This is a genomic window from Anaeromonas frigoriresistens (assembly GCF_016820655.1).
Classification (GTDB): Bacteria; Bacillota; Clostridia; order Tissierellales; family SIT17; genus Anaeromonas; species Anaeromonas frigoriresistens.
The window spans coordinates 88,069-108,195 of sequence record NZ_WSFT01000028.1 but is presented as its reverse complement, the minus strand read 5'-3'; the positions used below and the strand labels follow the sequence as shown (position 1 = coordinate 108,195).

The following is a 20,127-nucleotide window of genomic DNA, read 5'->3' as shown; positions in this document are numbered from 1 at the left end:
CAACAAAAGCAAATTTTATAGTATAATACCTACAACATTCACCAAATTTCCCGGGAAATTTTCTACAAAAAAAGAGGATTAACAGAATATTTATAGAATTCATAAAAGAGCAAAAATATATATTACATAATATTGAATGGGGGAGATTATAATTGTTAGGGAAAATAGGGAAGAAATCTCTTAAACCTAAGCTTAAGAATAAGGATAAAAAAGAGAAAAAAGATAAGAAATTATTTAAATTTTTAAAGAGAAAGAAAAAAGGAGAAACAAAACCAAAAAAAGAAAAGAAAGGACTTTTTAAATTTACTAAAGGTAAAAAGAAAAAGGATAGTACTTTTAAAACAAAGTATAAAATTAAAAATCAATTAATAGCAATGGTTCTTGTATTAGCACTTATACCAATGATTGTAGTAGGAATTATCAATTATAATTTTGAAAAATCCGGTAGGATTGAAATGATCAAGGATTCAAATCTTACTATAGCTAAATCTATAGCCAATCAAGCAAACTATATGATAACAAATTCTTTTAGTTCTTTAGAAACATTAGCTATAGCAAATAATTTCTCTGAAATGGAGTCTCAAGAATCAACTACTACCTTAATGAATGTTAGAGATGAATTAGAGGCTGTAGAGGATATCTATGTCATGGATAATAATGGGAATGTAGTAGTGGGAACCAAGACTATGACTGAATCCCTTGCTAATGAGTTATATTTTGTTAAAGCAAAGGGGGGGACTAGATATGTTTCTAATTCCTTCATAGATGATAAAACTAAAAAACCAGGAGTAATGATTTCTATACCAGTAAAGAATTTTATAGGACAGGTTGAGGGAGTTATCGCAGCTAAATTAAATGTAAACGAACTTAGTAATATAGCTAAATTTCAAAGAATTGGTGATACTGGAATAGCATACATAGTAGATAGGACAGGGGCTGTTATTGGGCATGAGGATTTCTTTAATAAAGTTTTAAAGAGATATAATTACTCAGATAACGGTAATAAAGGAGCAATAGCAGCTATAGCAGGAAATACTGATGTAATGACTTATGATAATGAGAATAATGAAGAAGTTATAGGAGCTTATACAAAAGTTGCCTATACAAACTGGGGAGTAGTAGTAGAACAAAATGTATCTGAAATAGAGAAAAATGCAGCTGGGGTTCTTCAAAGAACTGGTATAATAACCATTTTAGCGGGGTTAGTGATAGCGATTCTAACAGCAATAATCTCTAGATTATTTGCAAAACCAATTAATAACTTAGCGAAAAGTGCAAATAGAATCAAAGATGGAGATATGACTGAGGATATTAAGGTTACATCAAAGAATGAGATTGGTCTATTACAAGGTTCCTTCAATAGTATGATAGAGTCTTTGACTAATGTTATAACAAAAGTAAATACTTCATCACAAAATGTTAAGGATTCCATAGAGGAATTAAAACAACGTTCTGACCTTACAGTAAGAGCTTCCGAGGAAATATCAGCAGTGGCAGAACAAGTGGCTGCTGGAACAGAGAATCAAATCCAAAGTGTAGAAAACACCTCTCAAATTATTGGGAAAATGGCTGAGCAGGTAAAGGATGTTGAAGGTAGAGTTAAAGATATTGAAGGAGCGTCAATCCATGCTACAGATATTGCATCAAAGGGAACTGTACATATAAATGATACTCAGACTTCTATATCTAATATAGTGGATAAGGTACAAAAGGCTTCAGGACAAATCAACACATTAACTAATCAAACTAAAGAGATCGGAAAGATAATCACATTTATAGATAATATCTCCGATCAAACAAACTTACTAGCATTAAATGCAGCAATTGAAGCAGCTAGGGCAGGGGAAGCAGGGAGAGGTTTTACTGTAGTAGCCGATGAGATAAGGAAGCTAGCTGAGCAAACAGGAAATGCATCTAAGGATATAGTTAAGATAATTACAGAAATACAGAAGGAAATGAAGGATGTTACATCCTCCATGGATGATAGTATTGTAGAAGTAAATAAAGGAACAGAAGTAATAAATAAGGCAACAGATTCCTTTAATAATATTAAGGAAGAAACAGGCAAGGTAAGTGATATAGTAAGTGATTTCTCAAGTATAGTAGAGGGATTAACGGTGGGAATGGAAGAAATAGAAAGAAGTATCCATGTGGTAAGTGCAGTATCCCAGCAAACAGGAGCTGGAACTCAAACAGTTCTTGCTAGTGCAGAGGAACAGCAGTCAGCTATTGAGCATGTGGAGGAATTATCCGATCAGTTAGATAAAATGGCGGATGAATTAATAGATATTGTTAAAGAATTTAAGATAAAATAAAAAGAAAAGATAAGATAAGATCCTTCAGTTCCTTCAGGAAGACATTGAAGTTGTCATCCTGAGAGAAACGAAGGATCTTTTTTTAAAATACAATCTCTATAACTCCTCAAATTTAGCATGAGAAATATCCCAATGAGTATATCTTATGTATTTTTCAAGTTCATTTTTTCTTTTTTTTTCAAATAAATCTACAATGTTTTTATGTTCATTATTAGTTTCTTTAAGTATTTTAATAATGTTTTCCATGCTAGAATCATCATAAGGTTGTTTGATAAAACTTCTTCTAAGTTGATTTAAAATACGGATAAGTTCTTCATTATCGCATATATCAATATAAATATCGTGAAATTCTTTTTGTAATTTATAATAAAGGTCAAAATTATTTTCATCTATTCTCTTATTCATATCATTTACTTTTCTTTTCATTTCAGAAATTTCGTTTTCAGTGATAAAATTGGTAGCTAAATTAGCAGCTAATCCATCTAAGGTACCAATTGTGAGGTATAATTCTTTTGCCTTTTTCTCATCAATAGGTCTTACAATAAATCCTCGTCTAGGAAGTTTTTCTAAATAACCTTCAGTAGATAGCTGAATTAAGGCTTCTCTTACTGGCGTTCTACTAACTTGTAACGTTTCGTAAATTAGTTGCTCATTTATTTTTTCATTTGCTTTTAATGTTCCATCATTTATTTTTTTTTGTATAAAATTATATACATGATCTTTTAATGATAAATATAATGCCATAATATGCCTCCTTAAAAATATTATACTATATAGCTTGTTATTTTGAAAATTAATTTTCAAACATATTTAAGTGAATATTCAGAAAATACTGGACATAGTTATTAATATAGTGTAATATACAATATATTATATATAATATATAATATATTGTATACAAAAATAACTAATGGGAGGAACATTATGAAATATGATAGTCAATCCATGGTAAGTACTATAGGAAGTATATTGATTAAACATCCTAAAGATGCATTTATAAGTCAAGAAAACCTTAAAGAAAAACATGAAGAATTCAATTATATAGGTTGTCCTGATTATGAAAAAGTTTTAGAGGAATATAAAACTTTTGAACAGATTATTAAAGATTACGTTGAAAATATATATTATTTACCTAAGGATGATAATACAGGACTAGATTCAATATATACACATGATACTGCTAAAATAACATCCAAAGGTGCTATTTATTTTCCAATGGGTAAACGTTTGCGAAGAGGAGAACCTGAAGCTACTAAAGAATATCTTGAATCTATAGGCATCCCAACACTTGGTCAAATAAAAGGTAAAGGTAAAATGGAAGGTGGAGATGTGGTATGGATTGATGAAGAAACTGTAGCTATTGGAAGAGGTTATAGAACTAATGATGAAGGAATAAAGCAATTTAAAGAATTAGTAAAAGATTTTGTAAAAGAAGTAATAGTAGTACAACTTCCTCATGCAGAGGGACCTGATGAATGCTTACATCTAATGAGTATCATAAGCATGGTAGATAGAGACCTAGCTGTAGTATATTCAAAATATATGCCGGTATTTTTTAGAGATTATTTGTTAGAAAAAGGAATAAAACTTATTGAAGTAAATGATAAAGAATATGAATATTTAGGTTCAAATGTATTAGCCTTATCACCTAGAAAATGTTTAATGTTAAAGGGAAATCCTATTACAAAGAAAAAATTAATAGAAGCTGGAGCAGAAGTTTTTGAATATGAAGGTTATGATCTTTCATATAGAGGAACAGGTGGACCAACTTGTCTAACAATGCCTTTATATAGAAAATAAATCATAAAATAAGTGAGGATATAATATGAGTAAAATAAATTTTGAGAACTTATCACATGAAATAAAAGATATTTTTTATGATTATATTAAAATAAAAGGTTATACATCAACAAAAGATGAAAAATTAACAGAAGAATTTTTAATTAATTTTTTTGAAAGTATTGATTACTTCCAAAAAAATCCTGATAAATATGGATTATATAATATTGAAGGGGATTCTTTGAAAAGAAAAGTTAGTTGGGCAATGGTAAAGGGCGAGGGGTCTGACACAGTAGTTCTTATTCATCATAATGACATTGTAGGTATAGAAGATTATAAGAACTTTAAGCCATATGCTTTTAATCCAGAACAACTTGAAAAAGAACTATTTAAATATAAAGATAGTTTATCAGATGAATCAAAAATAGATTTAGAAAGCAAAAAATATATTTTTGGAAAAGGTACAGCTGATATGAAAGCAGGAGGAGCAATCCAACTTTCTTTAATAAAAGAATATTCATCACTTAAAAATTCAAAAGGAAATATTATTCTTTTAAGTGTACCTGATGAAGAAAATTTGTCCAGTGGAATGAGAGCAGCAGTTTTATTACTGGATGAATTGAGACAAAAATATAATTTAAAATATAAATTAATGATTAATTCAGAACCCCATCAAAGATTAGATGAAAATATAGGAATTATATCAGAAGGATCAGTAGGTAAAATGATGCCTTTTGTATATATAAGAGGTTCAATGAGTCATGCAGGTAAAGTTTTTGAAGGATTTAATCCAACTAATTTAATGAGTGAGATTGTAAGAAGAACAGAATTAAATATTGAGCTTTCAGATTTTATAAATGGAGAATCAGCCCCTCCACCTACATGGTTATATTTAAAAGATAGAAAATATGATTATGATGTATCGATGCCACTTAGTATTGGGGGTTGCTTTAGTGTACTTACATTAAATAAAGAACCACAGGATTTAATGGAAGATATAAGAAAAATTTGTGTTAATTCATTTAACAATGTAATAAATGAAATGAATAAGAGATATAAAATTTTTAGAGAAAAAACTGATAAGGAGTATAAAAAATTACCTTGGAAAACTAAAGTTGTAACCTTTGATGAATTATATAATGAAGCATATAAAAATTACAAAGAAGAATTCACTAAAAACTATAACAAAGAATTTGAAAACATAAAACAAAAAGTAATAAATAATGAAATAAACATGATAGAAGGCAACTTGGAATTAGTAGATACTATATTTCAATACATAAATGAATTATCACCAAAAGTAGTAATAGGTTTATCACCGCCTTATTATCCTAATGTATCTAATATTTATTTCGCTAATATAGATGAAAAAATAAAAAACATTTCAAATGAGATTAAGAAATATGTAAGGGATGAATTTAATCAACAATATACTAGAGAATACTTTTATACAGGTATATCTGACTTAAGCTATTCATCCATAAAAGAAAGTAAATCAATAATGATAAGCTTAGCAAAAAATATGCCGTTTTATAATGAGATATATTCTATACCAGTAGAAAAAATAGAACAAAATTCAATGCCTTGCATCAATATAGGGCCTTTAGGAAAAGATTTTCATAAATTAACAGAAAGAGTACTAAAGGAAGATTTATTTTATAGAACACCAAGAATATCAAATCATGCAATATCAATAGTATTAGATTGGTAAATAAAAATAAAAGGGGAGATTCATATGTTTAAAAATGTTATAGTAAGAAAGCCAGCAAAGTCTATGGTAGAAGGTATCACATCAGCACCAGAACTAGGAAAACCAGATTATGAGTTGGCATTAAAGCAACATGAGAATTATAGGAAAGCTTTAAAAGAATGTGGTGTAGAACTTACAGTGTTAGAATTAGATGATAAATATCCTGATTCTTGTTTTGTAGAAGATGTGGCTGTATTATCAAATAATTGTGCAATAATAACTAATCCTGGAGCTGAAAGTAGAAAAGGTGAAGAAGAAGAAATGATAGGTGTGATTAAAAAATTCTATCCTGAAGATAAAATTGGATATATAAAATCTCCGGGTACATTAGAAGGTGGAGATGTTATGATGGTAGGAGATCATTTCTATATAGGATTATCTGCTAGAACAAATGAAGAAGGTGCAAAGCAATTTATAGAAATATTAGAAAAGCATGGTCTTATCGGTTCTGTAGTAGAATTAAAAGAATTTTTACATCTGAAAACAGGAGTAGCTTATCTTGAAAATAATAACTTATTAGTAACAGGAGAATTCATTGATAATCCTATATTTAAAGATTTCAACAAAATAATAATAGATGAAGATGAGCAATACTCAGCTAATAGTATTTGGGTAAATGGAAAGGTAATAGTACCTGAAGGGTATCCTAATACTAAAAAATCAATTGAAGATGCAGGATATGAAGTTATTACAGTAGATACATCTGAGTATAGAAAATTAGATGGAGGATTAAGCTGTTTATCATTAAGGTTTTAATAGAATATATATATGGACTTTTTATAAAAAGTCCATATATATTAATTTAAATATTCAGAATATTAAGTTTATTAATAATTAATAATTAATAATTAATAAAGGAAGGTGAAGATGTTATGGCGTTACTTGAAAAGATAGTTTATGATTATTTGTGGGGATTACCATTAGTTGTTTTAGTATTATTTGCAGGTATTTTCTTTACATTTTATACTAAGTTTTTTCAATTCAGAAGGTTTAATTATTCTCTTAAAAAGACATTTAAAGAATTAAAATCTGAAAATGATGATGCTGAAGGAGTTATATCACCGCTTGAAGCATTAAGTGTAGCTCTTGGAGCTACAGTTGGTGTTGGAAATATAGGAGGAGTTGCGACAGCTATTGCATTTGGTGGTCCTGGTGCAGTATTTTGGCTTTGGATTGCTGGTCTTTTAGGACCAATAATAAAGATGGCAGAAATCTCCCTAGCAGTTCATTATCGTGAAAAGGATGAAAAAGGAGAAACTTATGGTGGTCCAACATATTATATTCATAGAGGTTTAGGAAAAGAAAAGAATCTGATGGGATTATCAAAAATACTTAATTTTATATTCATATTTGGTTTTGGTACAGGGTTCTTTCTTACAGTACAAAATTATACTATAACAGAAGCAATTGCTACAACATTTGATTTAAATATGATTTTAGTTAGTGCAGTTTTTACTCTTTTATTATATGGAATTATAGCAGGGGGACTTTCATCACTAGCTAAAATAGCTTCTAAATTAGTACCTTTCATGGTCTTATTTTATTTAGCTGGTGGATTATTTATTATATTTAAAAATATAGATATGTTACCTGAATCTTTTAGATTAATTTTTTCTAGTGCTTTAACTGGTTCAGCAGCTACAGGAGGATTTATAGGTGCAACAGTTGCTCAAGCAATAAAAATAGGAATGTCAAGAGCGGTATTTAGTAATGAAGCAGGTTGGGGATCATCTCCTATGATTCATGCTTCCGCTAAAACTAATCATCCTATAAGTCAAGGATTACTTGGCATATTTGAAGTTTTTATGGATACAATTGTAATTCTTACAATTACATCTTTAGTAATAATGACTACAGGACAGTGGTCATCAGGGCTTGATGGAGCAGCTTTAACATTAAGTGCATTTGAGTTGGGGCTTGGAAATATTGGTAGAATAGTGCTTACTGTAGGAATATTCCTATTTGGTTTAACAACAGTTTCAGGTATTTATGCACAAATTGAAGTTTTACTAAGGTATACATTAGGACCTAAAAATAAAAATAAGGATAAGATACTTTCAGTATATAAATGGTTATACCCACTACCAGGATTTTTAATGGTAGTAGTAGCTGTTTATTATGGGTTACCGGGTATTCAAGTATGGCTATTTGCAGATATGTCTACAGCCTTACCTATATTTGCTAACATAATAGCATTATTATTATTAAGTCCTAAATTTATAGAGTTAGTAAAGGATTATAATAATAGGTATATTAAAAAGAAAGATGTTGATAAAAATTTCAAAGTTTTCTATGAAGATAAAATTTTAGAAAGTAAAAAAAATTAATAGAATTTATAAATAAATAAGGTTCTTTGACTAAGTTCAGGATGACAAAATCATACTCTTATTTTGAGCTTGTCAAGGAATCTTTTTATAGTTCTAAGCATATATATTTAAAATAAATCACTTGACAACTTTTAAGTACAAGGTGTAGAATATTAATTAGAACAACTGGTACGTACAACAGAACAACTAAGTAGGTGATAAAGTGATAAATATAAATAAAAAGAATAAGTTACCTTTATACTACCAGCTATATGAGATTATAGTGGGTAAAATCGAGTCAGGTGATTATAAAGAAAATGATAAGATACCTTCAGAGAGAGAACTATGTGAGGAATATGATATTAGTAGATCTACGGTAAGGCAAGCTATGAGTGAATTAGAGAAGGAAGGATATATTTACAAAAAGCATGGAAAGGGAATATTTGTATCCCCTCAAGCTTTTAAACAAGATTTGTTGAAATTCTATAGTTTTACAGAGGAAATGAAGAAGATGGGAAAGGAACCTTCTTCAGAAGTAATAGATTTTGAGATTATAACTTGTACTGAGAAGTTATCTAAAAAATTAAATTGCCCTATAACAATAAATTTATATAAATTTACAAGAATAAGATTAGCTGATAATGAACCTATGATGCTAGAAACAAGTTATTTACCAGTAGATAGATTTCCTAATTTAACTAGAGAAAATCTTAATAACAATGCTATGTATGATATCTTTAGGAATAAATACGATGTAACCTTCTCGAAAGCTGAGGAGAGATTTAAGCCAGTAAATACTCGTAGAGATGAGGCAAAAATATTAGAAATTAGTAGTAAAATTCCTAGTATGATGATAGAAAGATTTACTTATGAGAAGGAAGATATAATAGAATATACTATAGGAATAGCTAGAGGAGATAAATTTGAATATAGAGTATTATTAGATAAATAAAAAAATTAAAACAACTGGTAATGATGACATTATATGAATGGGAGATGAAAAAATGAATTTTTTTGGAATTAATAAGGAAGAATTAAAGAAAGAAGGAGGAGATATTACTGCTGAAGAGATATATAGACAACCTAAAGTATGGGAAAAATCTTATGAAGTAATATGTAAAGAGAAGGAAGAATTAGAAAACTATGTTAAAAACATTCTTAATATTGATAATTTAAGAATAATATTTACTGGAGCTGGCACTTCAGGATTTATTGGAGATACAGTAGCACCCTATATAAAGAATAAGATTGATAAAAATTCAGTAGAATCTATACACACAACTGATATAGTAAGTCATCCTGAAAGTTACTTTAAAAAAGATATACCTACTTTATTGATATCCTTTGCTAGATCTGGTAATAGTCCAGAAAGTGTTGCCACAGTTGAATTAGCAGAAAACTTAGTGGATGAATTATACCAAATAGTGGTGACTTGTAATGCTGAAGGGAAATTAGCAAAAAAAATGAAAACAGATAAGGATAGAATGATTTTATTGCCAGAAGAATCTAATGACAAGGGCTTTGCAATGACAAGTAGTTATACTTCAATGGTTTTATCCACTTTAATATTATTTAATATAGAAACTCTAGATGATATTAAAGAAGAAATAGATAATTTAATTAGATCAGGAGAAAAAATTCTAGATGATACCAATAAAATTGAAGATATAGCAGATGTTGAATTTGATAAAATAATTTATTTGGGAGCTAATTGTTTTTATGGATTAGCTAAGGAAGCTTCTTTAAAGCTATTAGAATTAACTCAAGGAAAAGTAGTAACTAGATATGATACTCCATTAGGATTTAGACATGGACCTAAATCCATAGTAGATGATAATTCTCTGATAGTTTTATTTTTATCTCGTGAGGATTATCCAAGGCAGTATGACATTGATTTATTAAAGGAATTAGCCTCTGAAGATAGAGGTTACAAAGTATTAGTAATATCAGAAAATAAGGATAAAGCTATAGAGAAACTGTGTGATTACCAACTATCGATGGGTATAGAGCAGTCTGATATAGATCAGGTCTTCACAGCTATTAACTATATAATTTATCCTCAAATTCTCGCATTATTAAAGTCATTGAAATTAGGAATAAGTCCAGATAATCCTAGTCCTGATGGTAGTGTGAATAGGGTGGTAAAAGGGGTAACTATTTATCCTTATAATAAATTAAGTTTACAAATATAAAGGAGGAATTCATATGCCAAATATTTTACTAACAAGAATTGATAACAGACTTGTCCATGGGCAGGTAGGTGTTACATGGACGAATCATCTGGGTGCTAACTTAGTTTTAGTTGCTAATGATGATGTCGCTAAAGATACAGTAAGACAAAATCTAATGGATATGGTATTACCAGATACTGTTCAAACAAGATTTTTTACTCTACAAAAGACTATAGATGTTATTCATAAGGCGGCGGATAGACAAAAGATATTTATAGTTTGTAAATCTCCTCAAGATGTATTGGCTTTAGTAAAGGGTGGAGTCCCAATCAAGGAAGTTAATGTGGGTAACATGCACTATGCTGAAGGAAAAGAACAGATTACTTCAACTATTTCTGTAGATGAAAATGATAAAGAAACCTTTAGAGAATTAAATAAATTGGGTGTTAAACTTGATTTAAGAAAGGTACCTGATGAAAAAGGAAAAGATATAATGAATTTGATATAGATATCTACAATAGTAGATTTTTATATAAATAATTTTAAGGGGGTTTAATATATGTTATTAGAAGCTTTACTTTTAGCACTTTGGGCTGGAATAACGGGAATTGATTTATTCAATGGTCTAACCCATATTCATAGACCTTTAGTATCAGGCTTAGTAGTAGGATTAATATTAGGCGATGTTCAAACTGGACTTATAACAGGAGGTATGCTTGAGTTAGTTTGGATGGGGATGGCTCCATTAGCTGGAGCACAACCACCAAACGTTGTGGTAGGTGGTATAATAGGAGCGTCCTTTGCTATATTAGCAAATCAAGATCCAAATGTAGCAGTAGGTATAGCGGTACCCTTTGCAGTGGCAGCCCAAGCAGGAATAACATTATTATTTACAGCATTTTCACCAGTAATGCACAAGGCTGATGAGTATGCTGAAAAGGCTAACTTAAAGGGAATTGACAAAATAAATTATTTAGGAATAACAATATTATTTGTATCATATTTCATAGTAGTATTCTTACCAATATATTTTGGTGCAGATACTGCAGCAACAGTAGTGAATAAATTACCTCAGACATTTATTGATGGTTTATCTGTTGCAGGAGGGATGATGCCAGCTATAGGTTTTGCATTATTACTTAAAATTATGTTGAAAAAAGAATATGCAGGGTTCTTATTAGTAGGATTCGTTTTAGTGGCTTATCTTGAATTACCGATATTAGCTGTAGCCCTTATTGGAACTGCAATAGCTCTATATGATTATTACAATAATAAGAATAAAGGCAACACACCACCTAATTTTGATGAGGGGGGAATAACTGATGGAATCTAATATTAATAGAGAGAATTTATCAACAAATCCTGAATATCAAGATCAAACAACTGATGTAAAGTTAGATAAAAAAGATTTGAATAAGATGGCGTGGAGATCATTACTATTGCAAGCATCCTTTAACTATGAGAGAATGCAAGCTGCTGGATGGTTATATTCAATGGCTCCAGCGCTTAAAAAGATTCATAAGAAAAAAGAAGATTTGTCAAAATCAATGAAGCTTCATATGGAATTTTTTAATACTCATCCTTTCTTAGTAACTTTCATAATGGGTATAGTAGCTGCTATGGAAGAGAATAAGAATGATACAGAGACAATCAGAGGAGTAAAGGTAGCTACAATGGGTCCTCTTGGAGGAATTGGAGATGCTTTATTCTGGTTAACATTATTACCTATTAGTGCAGGTATAGGTGCTTCTTTAGCAATAGAAGGCAGTGTAGCAGGGCCTATAATATTCTTGATAATGTTTAATATAGTACATTTTCTACTTAGATTTGGACTTATGCACTATGGATATAGAACAGGAGTTAATTCTATAGGTGCCCTTAAAGATAATACAAAATTAGTTTCAAGAGCAGCAAGTATTTTAGGACTTTCAGTTGTAGGTGCTTTAATAGCTTCTTATATAAACTTATCAACAAGCTTAGTTATAAAAGCAGGAGAAGCAAAAGTAGCATTGCAAGCAGATGTTTTAGATAAGATAATGCCAAAAATGCTTCCCTTAGGTTATGCATTACTGATGTATTATCTATTAAAGAGAGGTTGGTCACCTATAAAACTTATTGGTATAACAGTATTAGTAGGTGTTGGAGGTAAATATATAGGAATCTTTTAATTAAATTAAATATGGAAGGCCATTGGCCTTCCATATTTTAAATGATAGGAGTGGAAGATATGGTAGGAGTAATAATAGCTGGACATGGAAATTTTGCATCAGGAATAGAATCTGTAATAAAACTTATAGTAGGAGAACAAGAAAATATAAGAATTGTAGATTTTTTAGAACAACACTCTACAGAGGATTTAAAAAGAAATATACTGGAAAATATTAATGAGTTAAATTGTAACAGTTATTTGATATTCACGGATATTCCAGGGGGATCTCCCTTTAAAGCATCTGTGGAAGTCTCAATGGATAATGAGAATATTGAAGTGATTTCAGGTACCAATGTACCTATGATAATGGAGATATTATTTGATAGAGATAATGAAGAAGTAGAAAAATTAAAACAAAGAGCTATAGAAACTGGTAAAAAACAGATTCTATCCTTTGAATTAAAGGAAAGTAAAAAAGAAAAAGAAATAAAAATCGAAGATGGAATTTAGGGTGGTAAAATGGAATATTATTTAAAATGTAAAGAAATCTATGCAGAGGATAAGGTTATAGAGGATAGTTATATTTTAATAAAAAATGGATATATCGAAAAAATTGGAAAAGAAAAAAACAGAGATGTTGAAGTCATAGATTTAGGAGAGTTTAAGGCCATACCGGGACTTATAGATCTCCATATTCATGGAGCAAATGGACAGGATGTAATGGATGCTACTTATGATTCTTTAAATAAGATTTCATTGTATCTAGCTAAGAATGGAGTCACATCTTTTCTAGCTACAACCCTTACAGCTCCCTTAGAAAAGATTAAAAATGCCATCGAGAATGTTAGGGAATCAATGACTAAGGGACTTGAAGGAGCAGAAGTATTAGGAACTTATCTAGAAGGTCCTTATCTTACTGAAGAACATAAAGGTGCTCATCCAGTAAGATATATGAGAGAACTAAAATTAGATGAAATAAGAACTCTCTTAGATATATCGGGAGATACTATAAAGATAGTAACTATAGCTCCAGAGAAGGAAAATTCTACTAAGATAATAGAATATCTAAAAAAAAGAGACGTAAAGACTTCTATAGGTCATACAAATGCTACCTATAAAGAAGCTATAGAAGCTATAAAAATGGGTGCAAAGATTGGAGTTCATACTTTTAATGGTATGACAGGACTCCATCATAGAGAGCCTGGTGTAGTTGGAGCTATAATGGATTCTGAGGATATCTATGCAGAGTTAATAGCAGACAATATTCATGTTGATTCAGCCGTGATGAGGATTTTGTATAGATTAAAAGGGAATGACAAGTTATATCTAATCAGTGACTGTATGCGGGCAGGGGGATTAGATGATGGAGAATATATCTTAGGTGAATTAAAAGTAGAGGTAAAAAACCGCATAGCTAGAACAGAATCAGGTTCTTTAGCGGGAAGCACCCTTAAAATCAAGGATGGAATAAAAAATATAATGGATGCTACAAATATAAATTTATTTAGAGCTATAAGACTAGCTTCAATAGTCCCAGCAAAAGCCTTAGGATTAGCGGATGAAATAGGAAGTTTAAAGGAGAAAAAGAAAGCTAATATCACTATAATTGATGATGAATTAAATATATGTGGGACTATTGTTAACGGAAAAGTTGTATATGAAAAGGGGAGATAATATGTTTATTGTATCTAGTAAAAATTTATTAATTAATGCACAGAAAAGAGGTTATGCAGTACCTGCATTTAATATACACAATTTAGAGACAGTTCAAGTAGTAGTGGAAGCAGCAAATGAGATGAAATCACCGGTAATCCTGGCAGCTACTCCCGGTACTATAAAATTTGCTGGAGAAGAATATCTGATAAATATCATGAAAGCAGCAGCTAAAATATCTGAAGTACCTATAGCTTTTCATTTAGATCATCATGAAGATGTAGAGGATATAAAGAGAGCAATACTTCTTGGAGCCAAATCTGTAATGATAGATGCTTCATCTCTTCCCTATGAAGAAAATATAAGTAAGGTAAGGGATGTTGTTGAATTCGCAAAAAGATATGATGTGACAGTAGAAGCTGAGTTAGGGAAACTTGTGGGACAGGAAGATGATCTTATCGTTGAAGAAGGAGATTCCCAATTGACTGATCCAGAGTTAGCTAAGGACTTTGTAGAGAGGACAGGAATAGATTCACTAGCTGTAGCTATTGGAACCGCCCATGGACTATATAAATCTGAACCTAAAATAGATTTTGAAAGATTAGAAAAGATTGAGAAAAGAGTTAATGTTCCTTTAGTTCTTCATGGGGCATCGGATGTTCCTGATGAAACAGTAAAAAAATGTATAGAATTAGGTATATGTAAGGTAAATATAGCAACAGAATTAAAAATAGCTTTTTCTAGTGGAATAAAAAAATATTTTGATAATAATCCAGAAGCAAATGATCCTAGAAAATATCTTATTCCAGGGAAGGATAAGATGAAAGAATTAGTTAAAAGGAAAATACTGCTATGCAATAGTCAAAATAAGGCTTAGGTGATTAAAATGATTGGAACAGTTACTCTAAACCCTGCAATAGATAGAAGATATAATGTTGATAAACTGGATATAAACATAGTAAAAAGGACATCGGATTATTCAGCTACAGCAGGAGGTAAGGGATTAAATGTATCTAGAGTGGTTCGAATATTAGGAGAAAAAGTTTTGGCATTTGGATTTCTAGGGGGAAGTGAAGGAGATTTCATCCAAAGGAAAATAAGTGAATTGGGAATAAAATCTTACTTTATTAATATAAAAGGAACTACTAGAACTTGTCTAAATATAATAGATGAACTAGGGGATAATATTGAAATATTAGAAGGAGGTCCCACCATAACAAAAGACGAAGAGAATAGGCTATTAAAGGTATTTAAAAGTCAAATAGATAATTTAGATGTAGTTACTTTGTCTGGGAGTTTACCTAAAGGTATAGATAATGATATTTATGGAAAGTTAATAAAGGTTATAAATGAAAAGGGAAAAAAAGCTATATTAGATACGAGTGGTAGGGATTTAATAGTTAATTTAGATTCTAGACCTTTTTTAGTAAAGCCTAATAGGGAAGAGTTAGAAAATATAATAGGGGGAGTACTAAATACAGAAGAAGATATAAAAAAGTCTGCTAAGAAAATATTAGATCTAGGAGCTCAGAATATAGCTATTTCTCTAGGTAGTGAAGGAATGTACTTTTTTGGTAAATTAGGAAATTTCAAAGTTAATATTCCAAAAATAAAAGCAATAAATCCTGTGGGTTCAGGAGATAGCTCTATCGCTGGTTTTGCTTATGGAATATCTAAGAATCTAGATATTATAGAAGTTCTTAAGTATGCTAATGCCTGTGGTGTGGCTAATGCTATGGAAAAAGAAACAGGAAAAATAGATGTCACAGTGGTGAATGAAATTTTAGAAAAAATAGAGGTTGTTATTTTATAAGGAGAGGTAATATGTTTAGAGGTGTGATATTTGATATGGATGGAGTGATTGTTGATACCGAGCCTATTTATATAGAGATAGATAAAGAGGTTTTTAGTGATTATGATATATATCTTTCAGAAAAGGAAATAGAAAACTATATAGGGGTTAATTTAAGGGAAATATGGAAAGAATTGCTTGAGAAAAATAATCTGCATGAAAAATACACAGTCGATGAAGTTTATCAACATCATGTGAATGAGTTCTATATAAAATTAAAGAATCACGAGAGTTTAGTTTTGATGTCTGGTCTAGAAGAATGGTTAAAATATTTCAAAGATAATGGCATTAAAATGATCATAGCTTCTTCATCCCATAGTAGAATTATTAACTTTATATATGAGAAGTTTAATTTAGGATTATATATGGAAGGATATGTGGATGGAAATGCTGTAGAAAATGGAAAACCAGCACCGGATATATTTTTAAAGGCAGCAGAAAAGTTAGAATTAGACCCTAAAGAGTGTATCGTTATAGAAGATTCTCAGCATGGAGTGAGGGCTGCTAAAAGGGCAGGAATGAAATGTATAGGACTCAGTAATAGAAAAAGTGAGTTTCAAAGTTTAGAATTAGCTGATATGGTTATTGAAAATTTTAGTAAAGATAATTTGAAAAAAGTACTAAAGAAATAGGATAGGGCAAGTATCATCTATGCCCTATCCTATTTTTCCCTATCGGAAGGATATATTACTCCCATTTGTCTTCTAGACTCTTCTAATATTTTCATTGCTTTTCTTGAAATATCGAAGGTATTTATACTTGATTCTGTTTCTCCTGATTTTATTAATTCTATAAACTCTGTAGCTTCATAGTACATTTTAGCTTCTAATTGCTCCACAGTGATATCTTCTTCTTCTCCATTTTTATAAACTATTTTTACGTTTTGTGGAGTGGATAGTTTATCTATTATCATGCTGCCTTCCTCGCCTTGTATTTCGCTAGGCATATAGGAGTTAGATATTTTGGAATGGATTATTATAGCATCCATATCTTCATAGGTTAGAACTACAGACCCTTCTCCATCTACTCCTGATTCTAGTAAGACTCCATTGGCCTTTATGCTATCGGGTTCTCCAAAAAGATGTAGTACAGGATGAACTCCATAGACTCCAATATCCATAAGAGATCCATTAGAAAACTCTGGGTTAAAGGTGTTGGGATTTTCTCCCCTTTTATATTGATCATATCTGGATGAATATCGACAGAAGTTTGCTACGTATCTTCTTATTTTACCTATTTTATGTAAATTATCCTTTATAGATTGGAAATTTGGTAAGAATGAGGACACCATTCCTTCCATTAATAACACATTTTTTTCTTTAGCTTTGTCTATCATAGAATTTAATTGATATAAATCTGATGCTATTGGTTTCTCACAGAAAACATGCTTTTCATTTTCTAAGAATATCAATGAATACTTAGAATGAAGAGAGTTGGGACTTGCTATGTATACCGCATCAATACAATCACTTTTAGCCATAGCTTCAACATCAGTAAATATATTTTTAACTCCATATTTATCGGCAAATTCCTTTGCTCTATTTTCAGTACGAGAGTAAACTGCATTGAGTTTGAAGTCATTGTTTAATTTGGCACAGTTTAAAAATCTTTCTGTTATCCAACTAGTGCCTATCACACCAAATTTTATCATTATATCAGCTCCCAAAATGATATTTCTATATAATTTTATTATATCATAAATATAAGATTCTTTCCTATGGTCATAATGACAGAACTGTGAAGAGTCACTACTATGTATGTCATCCTGAGGTAACGAAGGATCTTGTCTTTAAGATTCTTCACTGTGTTCAGAATGACAACACTGAGAGGAGTGATTAATAACTTCACCTTGAGTAAAGCTTTACAAAAATATATAATAGTAACATGAGATTTTAGGAGGTAGAAAAATATGGATATGGCTTTAAAGTTAGCTAAAGAATTTGATATACGAAAAAAGCAAGTAGAAGATACAATTAGTTTAATTGATGAAGGAAATACCATTCCTTTTATAGCTAGATATAGAAAGGAAATGACCGGTGGATTATCAGATGAGTTATTAAGAGACTTAAGTGAGAGACTTACATATCTAAGGAATCTAGAAGCTAGAAAAGAAGAAGTTATAAGGTTAATAGATGAGCAAGAAAAGCTTACAGAGGAATTAGAAAAGGATATATTAGAAGCAGAAGTACTACAAAGGGTAGAGGATCTATATAGACCCTATAAACAAAAGAGAAGAACAAGAGCTACAAAGGCTAAGGAAAAAGGCCTAGAGCCCTTAGCAGAGACAATATTAGAACAGAGAATGGAGTCTGGAAGTACAGAAGATGAAGCTCTTAAATATATTGATGAAGAAAAGGAAGTAAATACAGTAGAAGATGCTATTGTAGGAGCAAAGGATATAATAGCTGAGATAGTATCTGATAATGCTGACTATAGAAAATATATTAGAAGTGTTGCTTATAATAAGGGGACCCTTAGCTCTAAAGCTTCTAATGAGGAAGAAGAATCAGTATATGAAATGTATTATGATTATAATGAGAAGGTAAGTGGAATACCAAATCATAGAGTATTAGCGGTAAATAGAGGAGAAAAAGAGGGAATATTAAAGATAAATATAATAAATCCAGATGATATTATATTGGACTATCTTAAACGAAATGTTATAACTAACGATAAATCCATATTTAAAAACACAATAATAGAAGCAATAGAGGACTCATATAAAAGATTGATATCTCCATCAATTGAAAGGGAGATTAGAGGACTACTTACAGAAAGAGCAGAAGAAGAGGCAATAAAAGTATTTGCAAAAAATACTAAACCATTATTAATGATACCTCCAGTAGCAGGAGTAAAAGTGATGGCTATTGACCCTAGTTATAGAACGGGATGTAAGATTGCAGTATTAGATGAAACAGGAAAAATGCTACATTATACTACAATATATCCAAATGAACCTCATAATAAAGTAGAGGAATCTAAGAAGATAATGAAGGAAATTATTAAGAAATATGATATAGATATTATACCAATAGGAAATGGTACAGCATCAAGGGAAACTGAAACTTTAGTTTCTGAAATGATAAAAGAAATAGAAGAAGAAGTACATTACACAATAGTAAGTGAAGCAGGAGCTTCTGTTTACTCAGCATCAAAGCTAGGAACAGAGGAATATCCTGATGTGGATGTATCTATAAGAGGGGCTATAAGCATTGGAAGAAGACTTCAAGACCCATTAGCTGAACTAGTAAAAATTGATCCTAAACATATAGGTGTAGGTCAATATCAGCATGACTTAAACCAAACTAAATTAGGTGAATCCTTAAAGGATGTAGTGGAGGATTGTGTAAATACAGTGGGAGTTGATTTAAATACAGCCTCTCCATCATTACTTAATTATGTGGCAGGATTATCTCCAGCAGTCTCAAAAAATATCGTTAAATATAGAGAAGAGATAGGAAAATTTAAGGATAGAAAAGAAATTAAGAAGGTTAAAAGGCTAGGTGGGAAGACCTTTGAACAATGCGCAGGATTCTTAAGAATATCAGGAGGAACAAATCCTTTAGATAATACATCGGTTCACCCTGAGTCCTATAGTATTACAATGAAGCTTATAGATAAATTAGGTTACACTAAGGAAGATATAGAAAAGGGTAGGCTTAAAAATATAGATGCAAAAATAAAAGAATACCAATCTATGGGAGATATAGATAAGGCTATAGATAAACTAGCAGAAGAATTAGAAGTAGGGGTTCCTACCCTGAAAGATATAATATCAGAAATAAAGAAGCCTGGTAGAGACCCTAGAGAAGATATGCCAAAGCCAGTATTTAGAAGTGATGTACTGAAAATGGAGGATTTGAAATCAGATATGATATTAGGTGGTACAGTTCGAAATGTTGTAGATTTCGGGGCCTTCGTTGATATTGGAGTGAAGCAGGATGGATTAGTCCATATATCTCAATTAAGTGATAAATATGTTAAAAATCCTATGGCTGTAGTGTCTGTAGGAGATCAAGTAAAGGTTAAAATAATGGAAGTAGATATACAAAAGGGTAGAATCTCTCTTACTATGAAAGGAATATAAATAAAAGTCTGTCGATTATTAAATCGACAGACTTTTTTTAAGTAGAGAACTAATTAAAATTTTCG

At 30.6% G+C, this 20,127-nt stretch carries 18 protein-coding genes; 16 read left to right on the top strand and 2 right to left on the bottom strand.

The window, feature by feature from the left end:
* Nucleotides 1-152 precede the first annotated feature (152 nt).
* Nucleotides 153-2,315 (top strand): methyl-accepting chemotaxis protein, encoded by a 2,163-nt coding sequence (locus tag GOQ27_RS06605; RefSeq protein WP_203366044.1) that lies wholly within the window; start codon nt 153-155, stop codon nt 2,313-2,315.
* Nucleotides 2,316-2,411: 96 nt separating this feature from the next.
* On the opposite strand, the gene GOQ27_RS06600 is transcribed toward GOQ27_RS06605, so the two are convergent.
* On the bottom strand, nt 2,412-3,059 hold the full coding sequence (locus GOQ27_RS06600; protein WP_203366043.1) for a GntR family transcriptional regulator: 648 nt from the start codon (nt 3,057-3,059) through the stop codon (nt 2,412-2,414).
* Nucleotides 3,060-3,239: 180 nt separating this feature from the next.
* On the opposite strand from GOQ27_RS06600, the gene GOQ27_RS06595 reads away from it, so the two are divergent.
* The 14 genes from GOQ27_RS06595 (at nt 3,240) to GOQ27_RS06530 (ending at nt 16,607) form a co-directional block, all read left to right on the top strand.
* On the top strand, nt 3,240-4,115 hold the full coding sequence (locus GOQ27_RS06595) for a dimethylarginine dimethylaminohydrolase family protein (protein ID WP_203366042.1): 876 nt from the start codon (nt 3,240-3,242) through the stop codon (nt 4,113-4,115).
* Between the two features lie 25 nt (nt 4,116-4,140).
* Nucleotides 4,141-5,805 carry a M20/M25/M40 family metallo-hydrolase gene (locus GOQ27_RS06590; RefSeq protein WP_203366041.1) on the top strand — a complete coding sequence of 555 codons (1,665 nt, stop codon included), beginning with the start codon at nt 4,141-4,143 and terminating at the stop codon, nt 5,803-5,805.
* Nucleotides 5,806-5,829: 24 nt separating this feature from the next.
* Complete coding sequence (locus GOQ27_RS06585; RefSeq protein ID WP_203366040.1) at nt 5,830-6,600, top strand: dimethylarginine dimethylaminohydrolase family protein; 771 nt, start codon at nt 5,830-5,832, stop codon at nt 6,598-6,600.
* 116 nt (nt 6,601-6,716) lie between these two features.
* Entirely contained in the window at nt 6,717-8,171 is a 1,455-nt protein-coding gene (locus GOQ27_RS06580; protein ID WP_203366039.1) for an alanine/glycine:cation symporter family protein, read from the top strand.
* Between the two features lie 202 nt (nt 8,172-8,373).
* On the top strand, nt 8,374-9,102 hold the full coding sequence (locus tag GOQ27_RS06575; protein WP_203366038.1) for a GntR family transcriptional regulator: 729 nt from the start codon (nt 8,374-8,376) through the stop codon (nt 9,100-9,102).
* A gap of 52 nt (nt 9,103-9,154) precedes the next feature.
* Nucleotides 9,155-10,342, top strand: coding sequence for an SIS domain-containing protein (locus tag GOQ27_RS06570; protein WP_203366037.1), 1,188 nt, complete (start codon nt 9,155-9,157; stop codon nt 10,340-10,342).
* Between the two features lie 13 nt (nt 10,343-10,355).
* The gene (gene agaV, locus GOQ27_RS06565; RefSeq protein WP_203366036.1) at nt 10,356-10,829 is read left to right on the top strand and encodes a PTS N-acetylgalactosamine transporter subunit IIB; all 474 of its coding nucleotides are present in this window, start codon (nt 10,356-10,358) and stop codon (nt 10,827-10,829) included.
* A gap of 51 nt (nt 10,830-10,880) precedes the next feature.
* Entirely contained in the window at nt 10,881-11,654 is a 774-nt protein-coding gene (agaW, locus tag GOQ27_RS06560; protein WP_203366035.1) for a PTS N-acetylgalactosamine transporter subunit IIC, read from the top strand.
* Complete coding sequence (locus GOQ27_RS06555) at nt 11,644-12,489, top strand: PTS system mannose/fructose/sorbose family transporter subunit IID (RefSeq protein WP_203366034.1); 846 nt, start codon at nt 11,644-11,646, stop codon at nt 12,487-12,489. The genes agaW and GOQ27_RS06555 overlap by 11 nt, the downstream gene beginning before the upstream one ends.
* Nucleotides 12,490-12,548: 59 nt before the next feature.
* Nucleotides 12,549-12,980 carry a PTS galactosamine/N-acetylgalactosamine transporter subunit IIA gene (gene agaF / locus GOQ27_RS06550; RefSeq protein WP_203366033.1) on the top strand — a complete coding sequence of 144 codons (432 nt, stop codon included), beginning with the start codon at nt 12,549-12,551 and terminating at the stop codon, nt 12,978-12,980.
* 9 nt (nt 12,981-12,989) lie between these two features.
* Entirely contained in the window at nt 12,990-14,144 is a 1,155-nt protein-coding gene (gene nagA / locus GOQ27_RS06545; protein WP_203366032.1) for an N-acetylglucosamine-6-phosphate deacetylase, read from the top strand.
* A 1-nt stretch (nt 14,145) separates the two neighbouring features.
* Nucleotides 14,146-15,000, top strand: coding sequence for a tagatose bisphosphate family class II aldolase (locus tag GOQ27_RS06540; RefSeq protein WP_203366031.1), 855 nt, complete (start codon nt 14,146-14,148; stop codon nt 14,998-15,000).
* Nucleotides 15,001-15,009: 9 nt separating this feature from the next.
* Nucleotides 15,010-15,936, top strand: a complete 927-nt coding sequence (gene pfkB / locus GOQ27_RS06535) for a 1-phosphofructokinase (protein ID WP_203366093.1) — start codon at nt 15,010-15,012, stop codon at nt 15,934-15,936.
* An 11-nt stretch (nt 15,937-15,947) separates the two neighbouring features.
* Entirely contained in the window at nt 15,948-16,607 is a 660-nt protein-coding gene (locus GOQ27_RS06530; protein WP_203366030.1) for an HAD family hydrolase, read from the top strand.
* A 29-nt stretch (nt 16,608-16,636) separates the two neighbouring features.
* On the opposite strand, the gene GOQ27_RS06525 is transcribed toward GOQ27_RS06530, so the two are convergent.
* Entirely contained in the window at nt 16,637-17,626 is a 990-nt protein-coding gene (locus GOQ27_RS06525) for a Gfo/Idh/MocA family protein (protein WP_203366029.1), read from the bottom strand.
* Nucleotides 17,627-17,884: 258 nt separating this feature from the next.
* Here GOQ27_RS06525 and GOQ27_RS06520 point away from each other — a divergent pair, with 258 nt between their 5' ends.
* Nucleotides 17,885-20,062, top strand: a complete 2,178-nt coding sequence (locus tag GOQ27_RS06520) for a Tex family protein (RefSeq protein ID WP_203366028.1) — start codon at nt 17,885-17,887, stop codon at nt 20,060-20,062.
* Nucleotides 20,063-20,127: the final 65 nt, after the last annotated feature.

Excerpts from the sequence above, each read along its gene's own strand:
- GOQ27_RS06530 (WP_203366030.1), top strand. The coding sequence starts at position 15,948 with ATGTTTAGAGGTGTGATATTTGATATGGATGGAGTGATTGTTGATACC.
- GOQ27_RS06595 (WP_203366042.1), top strand. The coding sequence starts at position 3,240 with ATGAAATATGATAGTCAATCCATGGTAAGTACTATAGGAAGTATATTG.
- GOQ27_RS06585 (WP_203366040.1), top strand. The coding sequence starts at position 5,830 with ATGTTTAAAAATGTTATAGTAAGAAAGCCAGCAAAGTCTATGGTAGAA.
- pfkB (WP_203366093.1), top strand. The coding sequence starts at position 15,010 with ATGATTGGAACAGTTACTCTAAACCCTGCAATAGATAGAAGATATAAT.
- GOQ27_RS06555 (WP_203366034.1), top strand. The coding sequence starts at position 11,644 with ATGGAATCTAATATTAATAGAGAGAATTTATCAACAAATCCTGAATAT.
- GOQ27_RS06520 (WP_203366028.1), top strand. The coding sequence starts at position 17,885 with ATGGATATGGCTTTAAAGTTAGCTAAAGAATTTGATATACGAAAAAAG.
- GOQ27_RS06570 (WP_203366037.1), top strand. The coding sequence starts at position 9,155 with ATGAATTTTTTTGGAATTAATAAGGAAGAATTAAAGAAAGAAGGAGGA.
- agaV (WP_203366036.1), top strand. The coding sequence starts at position 10,356 with ATGCCAAATATTTTACTAACAAGAATTGATAACAGACTTGTCCATGGG.
- GOQ27_RS06590 (WP_203366041.1), top strand. The coding sequence starts at position 4,141 with ATGAGTAAAATAAATTTTGAGAACTTATCACATGAAATAAAAGATATT.
- agaW (WP_203366035.1), top strand. The coding sequence starts at position 10,881 with ATGTTATTAGAAGCTTTACTTTTAGCACTTTGGGCTGGAATAACGGGA.
- GOQ27_RS06600 (WP_203366043.1), bottom strand. The coding sequence starts at position 3,059 with ATGGCATTATATTTATCATTAAAAGATCATGTATATAATTTTATACAA.
- GOQ27_RS06525 (WP_203366029.1), bottom strand. The coding sequence starts at position 17,626 with ATGATAAAATTTGGTGTGATAGGCACTAGTTGGATAACAGAAAGATTT.
- GOQ27_RS06540 (WP_203366031.1), top strand. The coding sequence starts at position 14,146 with ATGTTTATTGTATCTAGTAAAAATTTATTAATTAATGCACAGAAAAGA.
- nagA (WP_203366032.1), top strand. The coding sequence starts at position 12,990 with ATGGAATATTATTTAAAATGTAAAGAAATCTATGCAGAGGATAAGGTT.
- agaF (WP_203366033.1), top strand. The coding sequence starts at position 12,549 with ATGGTAGGAGTAATAATAGCTGGACATGGAAATTTTGCATCAGGAATA.
- GOQ27_RS06580 (WP_203366039.1), top strand. The coding sequence starts at position 6,717 with ATGGCGTTACTTGAAAAGATAGTTTATGATTATTTGTGGGGATTACCA.